This window comes from uncultured Methanospirillum sp. (assembly GCF_963668415.2).
GTDB lineage: Archaea > Halobacteriota > Methanomicrobia > Methanomicrobiales > Methanospirillaceae > Methanospirillum.
In genome coordinates, this window is the sequence record NZ_CAXXDL010000001.1 from 43,021 (window position 1) to 54,777 (window position 11,757).

At 42.2% G+C, this 11,757-nt stretch carries 14 protein-coding genes; 4 read left to right on the forward strand and 10 right to left on the reverse strand.

The features are described from left to right. Positions 1-69 precede the first annotated feature (69 nt). The 5 genes from ACHZA2_RS00235 to ACHZA2_RS00255 all read right to left on the reverse strand — a co-directional run bounded on the left by ACHZA2_RS00235 (position 70) and on the right by ACHZA2_RS00255 (position 2,902). Complete coding sequence (locus ACHZA2_RS00235; protein ID WP_319578020.1) at positions 70-324, reverse strand: type II toxin-antitoxin system MqsA family antitoxin; 255 nt, start codon at positions 322-324, stop codon at positions 70-72. After that, the gene (locus tag ACHZA2_RS00240) at positions 321-656 is read right to left on the reverse strand and encodes a DUF4258 domain-containing protein (RefSeq protein WP_319578021.1); all 336 of its coding nucleotides are present in this window, start codon (positions 654-656) and stop codon (positions 321-323) included. Before ACHZA2_RS00240 ends, ACHZA2_RS00235 begins: the two co-directional genes overlap by 4 nt. Before the next feature lie 103 nt (positions 657-759). Next, positions 760-1,056, reverse strand: a complete 297-nt coding sequence (locus ACHZA2_RS00245; RefSeq protein WP_319578022.1) for a hypothetical protein — start codon at positions 1,054-1,056, stop codon at positions 760-762. Further along, positions 1,053-2,210 carry a hypothetical protein gene (locus ACHZA2_RS00250; RefSeq protein ID WP_319578023.1) on the reverse strand — a complete coding sequence of 386 codons (1,158 nt, stop codon included), beginning with the start codon at positions 2,208-2,210 and terminating at the stop codon, positions 1,053-1,055. Before ACHZA2_RS00250 ends, ACHZA2_RS00245 begins: the two co-directional genes overlap by 4 nt. Before the next feature lie 29 nt (positions 2,211-2,239). Further along, a complete protein-coding gene (locus ACHZA2_RS00255) occupies positions 2,240-2,902 on the reverse strand; it encodes a tyrosine-type recombinase/integrase (RefSeq protein ID WP_319578024.1) in 663 nt (220 codons plus the stop codon). Between the two features lie 743 nt (positions 2,903-3,645). On the opposite strand from ACHZA2_RS00255, the gene ACHZA2_RS00260 reads away from it, so the two are divergent. Further along, positions 3,646-3,813, forward strand: a complete 168-nt coding sequence (locus tag ACHZA2_RS00260; protein WP_319578025.1) for a hypothetical protein — start codon at positions 3,646-3,648, stop codon at positions 3,811-3,813. A 114-nt stretch (positions 3,814-3,927) separates the two neighbouring features. On the opposite strand, the gene ACHZA2_RS00265 is transcribed toward ACHZA2_RS00260, so the two are convergent. Continuing rightward, the gene (locus tag ACHZA2_RS00265; RefSeq protein WP_319578026.1) at positions 3,928-4,098 is read right to left on the reverse strand and encodes a type II toxin-antitoxin system HicA family toxin; all 171 of its coding nucleotides are present in this window, start codon (positions 4,096-4,098) and stop codon (positions 3,928-3,930) included. A 55-nt stretch (positions 4,099-4,153) separates the two neighbouring features. Further along, complete coding sequence (locus ACHZA2_RS00270) at positions 4,154-4,390, reverse strand: type II toxin-antitoxin system HicB family antitoxin (protein ID WP_319578027.1); 237 nt, start codon at positions 4,388-4,390, stop codon at positions 4,154-4,156. 123 nt (positions 4,391-4,513) lie between these two features. Here ACHZA2_RS00270 and ACHZA2_RS00275 point away from each other — a divergent pair, with 123 nt between their 5' ends. Continuing rightward, entirely contained in the window at positions 4,514-4,714 is a 201-nt protein-coding gene (locus ACHZA2_RS00275) for a hypothetical protein (RefSeq protein ID WP_319578028.1), read from the forward strand. Positions 4,715-4,850: 136 nt separating this feature from the next. On the opposite strand, the gene ACHZA2_RS00280 is transcribed toward ACHZA2_RS00275, so the two are convergent. Next, the gene (locus ACHZA2_RS00280) at positions 4,851-6,620 is read right to left on the reverse strand and encodes a hypothetical protein (protein ID WP_319578029.1); all 1,770 of its coding nucleotides are present in this window, start codon (positions 6,618-6,620) and stop codon (positions 4,851-4,853) included. A gap of 280 nt (positions 6,621-6,900) precedes the next feature. On the opposite strand from ACHZA2_RS00280, the gene ACHZA2_RS00285 reads away from it, so the two are divergent. Then, complete coding sequence (locus ACHZA2_RS00285) at positions 6,901-7,104, forward strand: hypothetical protein (RefSeq protein WP_319578030.1); 204 nt, start codon at positions 6,901-6,903, stop codon at positions 7,102-7,104. Positions 7,105-7,787: 683 nt separating this feature from the next. On the opposite strand, the gene ACHZA2_RS00290 is transcribed toward ACHZA2_RS00285, so the two are convergent. Next, the gene (locus ACHZA2_RS00290; protein ID WP_319578031.1) at positions 7,788-9,605 is read right to left on the reverse strand and encodes a PAS domain S-box protein; all 1,818 of its coding nucleotides are present in this window, start codon (positions 9,603-9,605) and stop codon (positions 7,788-7,790) included. Positions 9,606-9,726: 121 nt separating this feature from the next. Between ACHZA2_RS00290 and ACHZA2_RS00295 the strand changes: the two genes are divergently transcribed. Next, positions 9,727-10,341 (forward strand): response regulator, encoded by a 615-nt coding sequence (locus tag ACHZA2_RS00295; RefSeq protein ID WP_319578032.1) that lies wholly within the window; start codon positions 9,727-9,729, stop codon positions 10,339-10,341. 17 nt (positions 10,342-10,358) lie between these two features. On the opposite strand, the gene ACHZA2_RS00300 is transcribed toward ACHZA2_RS00295, so the two are convergent. Next, positions 10,359-11,756 carry a response regulator gene (locus ACHZA2_RS00300; protein ID WP_319578033.1) on the reverse strand — a complete coding sequence of 466 codons (1,398 nt, stop codon included), beginning with the start codon at positions 11,754-11,756 and terminating at the stop codon, positions 10,359-10,361. Between the last annotated feature and the right edge of the window lies 1 nt (position 11,757).

The window sequence follows — 11,757 nt, forward strand, 5'->3', positions numbered from 1 at the left end:
ACCGGGTCGAGAAACTGATCATTATTTTTTATAATGATTTAAAAAAAGAATCAATAAATAAAAGAATCTTTATCCTTCAACCGGGCATGAAACTTCTGGAGTTGTCTGATACTTTCTCACATCAATGAGTGTTCCCTGATGCTGTATCTCTTCAGCCATATGATACAGCCGCTTGGCAACATCTCCATCAATATAATCCTCGCCGCAGATCTCACAGATCTCTGCCGGTACATCACGCATAACCAGAGTAAAATCATCGCGGGTAAGAAGTACTGATGTAACTCCGGGCTTGGTCTCTCCCCGCTTACACATAACACATTTCATTGTTGCCTCCTGGTTTTTCCTGAAACAAAGTGATCGTCATCAGGTTCGTATGCGGTAATAACTATGATCTCATCGGTATCCTTGTTAAAGGCAGCGACAACATGAAGCATCCGAACACGGGCAAACCCACAGATCAGATAACTTGGCAAAGGATAATCATCGGGATACTCCTCAATTACCTCTCCGGTGCGGATTATCTCTTCAATATCATCTTCAGAGATCCGCCGAGTATACATCTGTTCGAATGCATGCCTGCGGACAGTTATCCTGGGAAGACCTAAATCAGGAATGATTACTGATAAAGTCCTGGGTCTCTTCGAATGACTATCCATATGTTCTCCAGATACTAATCCCAACCAAGATGAACGATCTATTCATCTTAATATTCATTATTTTCCTTTACAGGGTTTATTATTTCTGGATATCATTCCTCATTCACTCCTCCACCCGAAACACCGCCGCTTTTTTCCGCGGCCATTTATCCAGCATATTCCGGACCTGGCGGGCAACCACAATATACACCCGCCCATTCACCGGAATCGTTATCTTCACACCTTTCTGTGAATCAGATAGATCAGCCTCACCAGAAGGGATAACCGGCTCTGGTTCACCCCCGGCGAGTAACTCTTCTAAATCCTGCCGGGTGATTGTTCCAACCTCCCCGATCTCATCGACAAAGATCCTGATACAATCACCATCTGGTTTCATCCGCCCAACCTTCTCATATGTCATACAGTTTCTCCATTGCTCCCGAATTCACGGCTTGCCCCCTTACTCCGGGGAAGGTTCTGGTAACAGATCTCACATATAACGGTCTTCGTCTCCGGTTCCTGCCAGACAGCCTTCTGTTTGTCACAGACCTGGCACTTTCCAAGATCAACAGACAACCCGGTCATCAAAGCCGGGTTGAGGATTCCAGGTAGTACCCGAAAAGGTGATGATTCTGCACGCTTCGCTATCTCATAACACTTCTTGCAGATCTTCCGATTCACACGAGGCGGCCGGGAAAGCCGTGCAAAGGTCATCCGTTCCTGATAGTTCACCCACTTGGACCCGCAACAATCACACGGACCCGGACCAAACCCCTTGTCTATCTCGGTATAATCACCAGCCCTGATCTCATGGATGGATAGAGGGGAGGGACCTGGCGAAGCGAGGCCCCGACTGGCACCCGGATGTGTAGCAGAAAGATCACCTCCTGGCGGAAAATCTGGGCTTCTCGCGGAATGATTACGGAATTTTCCGCATGTATTTAATTGTCCGGATTCTCTAACTGACTCCAGATCTTCATTAGATGAGACACACTGATCACTCGTGGCGGAAAATTCAGGATCACACACATGATCACAAGCAGGAACCTGATCAGAAATCCCGTACTGCATATGTTCACTTTTTCCGCCATGAGTACACAAAGAATTATTATTACTAAGATTTTCTTCTTTAGATCCTGTTTCCGGTGGTATTTTCGTGGCGGAAAATTCCGCCACTTTTCCGCCACGTCCGCCAATTGCTTCTTTTTCCGCCACATCATCTGATGGTGGTGATGGAGGGGTGTTGTTCTGGTCAGAACCCTCACTTACAAGCCAGCAGCCACCATCTGAAGCCCAGGACTGATACACAAACTCATCCCAGGCATATGCCTTCTCACGCATATGAGCCAGAGTGGTCCCGTTCTCATCAGTAACCAGTGTCCGATAACAGACCGAGATTGCAGGGCACTTTTCAAGAAGACCTGAATAGTGGTATCCCTTGCTGTTGGTTCCATGAAACATCTTGTAGACTACGGATCTGGACTTCGTAGTAATATGCTGAAGTTCAGAGATCGTGACCTCTGCTCTGCCGTATTCCTGGATCGCTTCCATCAACTCATACTCACTCTTTGTCAATTTCGTCTGTTACCCGCCACTCTTCCCGTTCAGAGCGGTATACAACCTACAGGCCTGCCTGAAGTCCTCAATCGTCGCAGTAATGTATGAGACATCACCAGCCTGATGTACCGAGGCTTGCCTGTCTTAAATGTGACATTTATTACAAGTCCGGTTCCGTCGATCTTGATATCCCCCCATTTCATCTGTCCGATTTCACCGACCCGAAGTCCTCCTTCATACATGATCAGGAACATGGCACGGTCTCGTGAGTTCATGCACGTTTCAAGCATGGCCTGAATTTCGTCACAGGTGAGGATGTCGGCGGCTGTCCGGGTTGGTGTTCCTTTGGGTACCTTGATCGCGCGGATCTTGTTTTCTGAGATCTCAATTTCATTGTTTTCAGTCAGCCAGAAGCAGAACTGCTTTAATATGCTAATCAGGTCAGATTGAGAGTGTACGCTGAATGGCTTTCCTCGGTCTGAGTCAGCATGGTAGATCTGTTCTATGCCATAGTACAATGTGGGAGCGGTGAGCTCAGTGTACTGTGGAACGAATCTTCTGACAGTGGTGAGTGCAGCTGAAATTTTCATCCCTCGCTTGATGCCTATGCCGTGAGTTATTTTTCTCTCAGCAATGAACGCAGATATCAAACCGGCATCGGCCTGGGTGAGTCGGCCTTCCATCACTGCCTGGTTGATAGATCGAGACAACCCATGAGGGTCAATACCGTGAAATCTGTCGTTGCGAGAAAGTGTTCCGGGGAACATAAAAGAGACTTTATTTGAATCCAGGGGATAAAGGTACGGCTACGAACCTGATGTCTTAGAGCCCCATATCAGCATAAAATCTCACAAATCGCGATCCGATTTTCTTTTGATAATAGTCTCGGTATTAAAGTCAGCATAATGCGCTTGTTTTCGGGTTTTGAGGGTTATTTGATCGGGTTGGTTTGTGAAGATAAATCGGGATCAAAACACCCCAGATACGGCCCTAATTTTAGATAAATCAGATTATTTATCGAGATATACCGGGCCGTTATTTATCAGATCAAATGAGATGACCTTTGGTATGTCCTGCATGGAAAAACAGGGATAGCGGCAGGATATGATGAGGGGTTGAAATCGGAGATTTACCTTTATTTTATATTATAGATATAGAAATATCCGACCTTTTTTACCTAAATCGCCTGTATTGAGTTTTTTACTGGAGTTGATGATGCGATCGCCTGGCAGGATCCGGGTGATCACTTCGGGGTATGTGAGACCTGTTATTCCCATCTTTGTGATTCTGTCGGGGTGAAGGCATGATCACCCAGATGGCTGTTGACCGGACGCCTATGTTTCGAGGAATTTATTGTCCCCGTACACTTGGACAGTGCCCACTCCACCGGTGGCAGATGTTTGTCATGTGATCGGTACCTCCTGGTCAGACAGATTGTGTACGGAGGGTCTGCATGAGGCTATCTCGTAGGCCGACTATTGAGGTCTGTTTCACAAAAGGGTGTCCTCATCTGAAGTCTGTGCAGTGTGAGGTCAGGAGAAACAGGATCTGTGATCTGGCAGGGAAAGGGATCGGGTATCTACGGATCTGTCCACTCGAGGAGGAGCATGCACCTTATTGATGCTCTCCGGTTGATTCGGAGAGAACACCAGATCACCCGGCACCGGAAAAACTCCCGGGCGTATTATCGGAGGAACCGGACCCGGATCCTCCAGAAGAGGAGAGTGAAGAGGTATCAACGGGTAAAGAACTCAAGGTATTCTTCAGGGGTTAATCCGGCTGTCCGGATTAACTTACGAAGTAATCCAGGTCCGAGTTCTTTGCCTGAGTGAACGGTTATCGAAAGATGAACAGGACTGCCTTCTTTGATCAGGATGTAATGGCTACCTTCGATATGGTTTACCATCCATCCGGCCCGTTAGAATGCAGCGACGTGGAGATCTCCTGATGCCCGGGGTAATTTAGGGATGAGAGGTTTCAGGGATCCCAAGTGAGAAGGAGAATGTATCTGGAGTATTATTCAGGAGGGTGCATGTGGCGGTCTTTATGCGGCTGGTGATACATCCAGCAATAGCCTCGTTGATCGACTCAAGAGCTTCTTCGAGGATATCACCTTCAGAAAGGCAGCCTGGAAGTTCAGGGCATTCCATGACGAAATGCCCTTCTTCATCTTTTTCACAGAGGATTGTTAGTTTCATGATAGTCAGGATGATTATGAATTATTTTGTAGTATCTTACTTTAAAGGCAATAAACATCTTTGCCGTTTTATGAAGAGTCTGGTTTCAGTGATGTGGAACCGAAGAACAGTAGGAGTGATCTGATGGGAGGATTTGTAGTTACCAGTGAACGGTCGTCTCGCCCATTAGAGAAGGTTGGCAGATTCAGGATTGAGGTTGTGTTTGTTGTGACCATCTGGATGGGATTGGATCATTTCAGGTTGGGAAGGCTCAGGTGGTTTCTGTTGTTCTTGGGCTTGGTGATGAGGTTATCCGGGATAGAACAGGAGGAGAAGTTGGAGTGATGAGTCTATCTGATAGTGGACGAGGATTGAGAATGGGGATCCTTGGAGAGTAGTATGTGGGTCCGGTGCAGAGGATAAAGAGAGTATTGGAGGGTAAGGAAGGGAAAGGGGCGGTGTTTTATAGTAATGTAAATAATTAGCGTTTCAGATAAAGTTTATCGCTTTTCTGTATTTTAAAATCAACTTGAACTCCTACGATCGCTCCTTCATCTACCTTATCCACATTTTTATCATGATCTCGAATATTTTGAATATTTGCAAAGAAATAATTGTCATGTCTAAATATTATTATTTGATCTATTTGAGATAATACTGGAGGAGACTTAATAATTATCACCGTTCCTTCTTTTAGAATTTTTTCGGGAGATTCAATCTCAATAATATCTATTGGTTTAAAGTTTACAAGTCCAATTTGTAGTATTTGTTCTCTTGCTTGTTCTTTAGTAATGATTCCATTTTTAATCCAATAGAACAATTTGTACAATTGATATGTAGTTAATAACCCTCTATCATCATTTTCCGCATCATGTATCTGGTTAATATTGAAAGGTGGATTATTTCTTAAATGAGGAGGGATGTTTCGTTGATGATTGACAATATATAATGCTTTAACATCAGGCTTCCCTCTTTCCTTTATTCTTCGATATCTAATTTTGCTTATTTGGGAACATTCTTCATCTTTTGATGTCCCAAATATCCCTTTAATTTCAATAACTAAAAGACCATTTCCTATATCAACTTGAATGTCTTCATCTAGATTTTCAGTTTCTTCATCCATGTTTCTTACATTTGAGAATCCCATCCATACTAGAAAATGGATAACGGAAATTACAAGATCATTAGAATTTTCGATTAATAATTTGTGAAGACATTCATACTTCGTTTTATTTTCAATAATATCTTTAAAAATTCGTTCTTTATGAGAATTAAATTCAATAGTAAGTTGATCAATACTTTCGCGATATTCATGTTCATGAGGTAATAAATATTGACTGTCTTCTAGCCATCTGTGTTGACTATTATACGGAAATAAATCAGGGGATATATAAGGTAGATCATTTTCAAGTAAATCCTTTAAAAATGGAAAGATTTGTGATATTTTTGGAAAATATAGTATCAGTCCATTTTCACATTGATATGCAAATGACACGATTTCATTATCTTTGTTGACCATTAGTGGATGGAAACACTCATCAAGAATCCATTTGTTATCAGCCCATTTCATCATGGGACTAATAATTACATGGTATTCGAAATCATTGGAATATTTGGAGAGAATTTCATTAAAAAGAGATTTAGATATGATAGATGTTTCTTTCCCAAATTTATTATCATATTTAGGACTTATTGGCAAAAATGAATACGAATCACACTTTGGATTTTTTATCTTTCCGTATGGATTAGGAACTTCAACAAAATTATATTCGATAATAGAATAATCACCGGCAAAAATTATGACAATTCCACCTCTTTTTAAAATTTGTTGAATAATGTTCATAATAATTGAACCGACAAATGGTTGAGGATTAAAATCAGTTTCTGGACTTTTACTTATTAAAAATTGGGCTTTATTTCCATGGATCTTAAATTTTTCTAAAAATTTTGAATCATATTCTATGGATTTTTTATCTTCAACGTTGATAATTACAATATCATATTCATGAATATCTTTTGAGATTTCGTAGTTTAAATAACAAATAACATCTTCTGAATATTTACGATTAATTTTTACAGGAGTTCCTAATGAACCTCCAGAGCAATTGAAATTCATCTTTTTAAAAGATTGAATTATAGAACCATCAAAATTCAAAAAGAATATTCGGGGAGTCTCATGGGTTACTTGCGGATCTAAATCCTCTAATTTTCCTTCTTTATTGTCAGTGGTATTCCCTTCGAAAAGAACCATGATAAATGAATATAGGCTTTCACTTTCAATAATTCTGATGGTTTTTTCCCAACTCTAAATAATATTGTTTTTTTGGAAAAGGTATGAATGACAATTATGATTCAATCCAAGATATTTTTTTATTACTAATTTGATCCACTATTTTTCTCATTGTCGCTTCTGTCGCTCCATTCCCCTATCCCTCACCCCTACTCCCCCCGTTTCAGAACCCTGTTCAACCATTTATATACTCACGCCAATTTCTAATCAGCCGCATGCAATCGCGGCAGGGGATTCGAACATGGCAGATTTCACACCAACTACTACAGTGAAGACAGCTGTCCGGAAGCTTGCAGCTCCGATCGGCAGTCTCACCGCCTTCACTGCTCTTGTCCAGGATATCCTGGATAACAACCCATGGGGCTGTACGTCCTATGAAAAAGCCGGAGTAACCCTCCCTACGGTCTCAAAATCTTCTGAGTCCTACTCCGGCCGGGTCATCTAAGAAAACACCGAGGCCAGGACCGTCGGGACCATCAGCATCAAGGCTCCGACGCCATCGGCTTTCAACACTGATGTCAGCACCATCGTCGCCACCACCGCCCTGAATACCGCAATGGGAGGCACTCCATCCCATGATAGCTCAAAGGACCGGTTCAGCTGTACCCATGTATCATCACTCCAACGGAGAACTCTAATCAATCCGTTTTGCCCGTAATTCAGTAACCCTCTCACCCTATGAGGCTGATGCCATCAGAACCGGGATTGAAGCCTGGACTGACACCGTTGCACTGTTCGTGTAAACATCTCGCAATACCCCCTTTTTTCCCCCTTTCCGAGGTTATGGGAATGAATTGGAATTACATTGGAGCCGGGGCCATCTGCATCCTCATCGGGCTGCAGTTCGCTCTGGCTGACATGATCTCAACCTCCATCAGTTGTGATGGAGTAACTCTGCTCTCATGATCATTTATCGGGGGAAAGATCGTACAGCCAGCATCTCCTCACCAATAACCTTGTTATCATTTCCCGGGATCTCCGGTTCACCGGACCAGTTGAATCCACTATAAGGGTGAATGGTTACGGAATAAACCAAAACCGGACCTGACTAGGAAGAGATAGTGAGGAAACCTGTCCCTTATTGCTAAAAATTTATCCACTTGAGTTTTTGATTAAAAAAAGGGCATCTTATTGCAGCGACTGGCGGATACATGATTGTGGGATTTTTATCTCAAATCGGGCTCCCGATCCTGCCTTTCCGGTCTCCCGGATTAAAATATTAGTAATAGATAATATTTCCCTGGCAATAAACAATCCAAACCCTGTATGTTTTCCGTACCCAAGTGAAAAAATCTTTTCTTTATCAGAATCCTCGATTCCAACACCATTATCTTCAAAAATCAGACAGGGTTCAGGTGTTTGAATAATTGAACACGTAATGAATGTGATTGACTCTCCATACCGGACAGCATTATCCATGAGATTGTAGATCACTTTTTCAAACAATGCATCTGCAAGGATCTCTACATTGGTTCCAGATTCCTCTAATCGTATATCCCCTATCCGCACTGAATGAAACGACTGTTCAATAATGTCATGTAAATTCTGCCAGATAGGAGCTGCAATACCAATCTCCTGATATTCCCGGGTAAACTCAATCTGATGGTGAATAGTCCTGATGGCCTGATTAACCCGATCAAACACATCTCTCCCTTCCGGCTGGTCATACACATGATCCTTGAGATCGTCGAGATCTATAAACAGGTAACTTAACTGGTTTATGATATCATGCCGGGTAATGCTCGACAATAGATTGAGTTTTTTATTTGCGTTGAGCAAGGCATCTTCCGCATTTTTACGAGCACTGACATCCCGGGCAATACCTAATACCTGGTGAATAGTACCATCAGATTCTGAAAGCGGGATAAGTCTGACCTCCATCCACCGCGAATGGTTGTTTCTCAATTCAGTATCGTATGAACACCCACGTTTACTTTCAAAAACACTCTGGACCGAATCATCAGGGATAAATCTTGATAAAAGAGTCAGCGTACCTGAAATCCGGGTCCCCATCAGTTCTTCAGGTGACTGCTCTATAAGACTGGCACCATATGAATTGATGTATGTCAGCAGACCATCCCTACCGATAATAAAGATTGCGTCTTCAGCCGATTCTGCCAGAGTCCGATACCGGTCCTCGCTCCTGACAAGGGCCTCTTCCATCTGCTTTCTGGTTGTTATATCAACGATCAGGATGCCAAATCCGATAATTTCGCTCTCTTTTGAAAAGACTGGATACAGACTGACGAGCCAGTTCGTAATATTTCCCGATCCTTCCGGAAATTCATCAGTCATCTCTACATTCAAGGCAGGCTTTCCTGTTTTACACAAATCTTCAAAGAAGGGTTCAGTTAATTTCCAGATTGATGGTGTTACATCCTCTATAGTTCTTCCAAGCAGATCAGTCCGGGTAAGATTTCGTATTTCAGCAAGAGCATCGTTGACATGGATAAAAACAAAATTTCTGTCAACATATGCAAATCCAAACGGAGCATACGCATACAATGTCTGCAGAAGTGAGAGTGCCTGTTCTGCTGCTTTTTTTTCAGCCAGTATCTCTCCTTTCCGGTTTTCTCTTCCCACGATATTTATGATGAAATTTTCAATCTCCTCATACTGAATTCTGGGATTTCCTCCTTTCTGGAGATAAAAATCAGCCCCCCGGTTTAATGCCTGAATCGCGATATCTTCATCTCCCTGTCCTGTAAAGACAATAAAGGGGAGATCTGGCTGGATGGTTCTGACAACAGAGAGAAAATCAAGCCCATCCATGCCTGGCATCTTATAGTCAGAAATAATTACATCGTAAAGATATGGATTTAAAATTTTTACTGCAATTTCTGCAGAGAGAAATGTATCAACCTTCAATTTACCTGATTTTTCTAGAAAAAGTCTTCCAATATCAAGTAAAGCAGGTTCATCATCTACGTACAAAACAGAAATCATCTCTCTCTCCTGTTTACCGTCGGAACGTGTGATGGGAAATTATTAATAAGTTGCTAACGATAGAAAGAGATTACAAGAGTTTCATAATATAATTTTCTGTTTCTATATTTGGGTACCTCATATGAAGGTTTTATTGATTGATGATAACGAAACCTTGATTCAGATTTATCAGAAGATACTTCGTGCCCAGGGTCACCTGGCCGATATCCTCACTGATGGAACGAAAGCGATAGAAACGATCAAGACCAGTAATCCTGATATCATTCTCCTCGATCTCATGATGGAGCCGGTATCAGGATGGGAGATCTTAACCGCCATACGAGATGATTCCGAAATATCTGATATTCCGGTCATTATACTCACCGGAAAAGTACTGACAATCGATGAAGCGGTTCAGTATGGACTTAAAATAGATGGATTTGTGATGAAGCCACTTGAACGCTCCATGCTTGTAACCGCAGTTGAAGAGATATGGGATATCATATCAGAGTGTAATGAGCGATACGAACGATCTATTGCCGCAGGGTTAAGTGAAGAAAAGGCACAATCATGTAGAAATGTTTATAGAAAGCGAAAAATGCTTTCATACCTGAGAGATCTCCTTATCAGACAGGAAAAAATATTAAATTTACGTCCAGATGAGAATATAAAATTTACAGAGACTATTGAAGAACTCAGGATGATAATTACCGATGGATTCAATAATATGGCGCAGGAAGAGGCAACCTGTCCCTGATAATGGGAGACAGGGATTTATGTCTCTTTAATATTATCTCTGACCTCTGAATACCTGACCCAGGCAAGGTCCAATTCCCTGAGTAAAGCAAGGAGACGAGCCCCCCAATCATCATTCATTTCTCCCTGGTTATTCTGATCTTCATACACCTTTTTGATCATAGTCTGGAGTGGAAGCTTCATCTCCTGTGAGATTGAGCGTAAATTCTCAAGTGAAAAAAACAGTTCAGAGAAGACCTGTTTGATTCGTTCAACCTCATATAATGCCCTTTTCTCATTTGTCACATCAATCATAACAGTTGCAATATGAGTTGTTACATCATCTCTTTTGAGGGGAATGCGTGTGAACTGGATAAATACAATGTCACCTCCTTTTTTAAACTTTTTAATTTTACTATCCATATCGCCGGATCTGAATATCTCCTGGAGATCCTGCATATCTCCAAACAGAGAAAAGTTTGGAGTCTCAAACATGGGGCGAGTGAGCATATACTGACTGATACCAACCTTTCGTGCCAGTTCCGTAAAAAGACTGTTATAACCGGATAAAACCATTCTTTTATCCAAAACAAAGGCCGGAAATTTAAGGGCAGCAGTTATTCGCATCAGATGCTGAATCATCCCGGGACCCAGATGAGAGACAGATGTGTCCTCACTCTCATTTCCTGAAAGTACGTAGAAGGTTCTCATCTCTTCCTCTGACCCCCCTGTTATCAGACCTAATGAAACGGTGACAGGCAGGTTTTCACCTGTTTTTTGATGCAGGGCTAGCTGATCAGGCATCACAATGTGAGTGCCGGAACTCTTCCTTGTGTCAGCATCAGCATCATGGACATGCTCCTGTTCTCCAATAATTGAAGTTATTGGTTTTTTGACCAACTCATTCTCTGAATACTGCAGCATCTTCAATGCAGTTGTATTCGTGTATTCAATAGTTCCGGATTTTGAGGTCACGATTATTGCAGGAGATAGTGAAGAGATTCCATTCAATATCCCAGATGAGGAGGTGAGAGGGGTATCTTCTTTTAATTTTTGTCTGACGCGATGTTTGTGAAGACTCATCTCGATATTTGTCATGAGTTCGCGTTCTTTGAATGGTTTGAGAAGATATCCTGATGGAGAGACTGAAATCGCACTTTCAAGTGTCGCCTTGTCTGAATGTGCGGTAAGGAAAATTATTGGCAGATCATATAACTCAATAATCCGTTTGGCGGCAGCAATTCCATCCATCTCACCTTTGAGCCTGATATCCATCAGAACTAGATCGGGCTCTGTCTCACCTGCTTTCTGAATAGCAGACTCACCGGTTATCGCCTGGCCTGTGACCACATACCCCATCGCTATCAACTTCTGCTTGATCTCCATCGAGATGATCATCTCATCTTCAACAACCAGAATCTTACTTCCTTGTGGCATT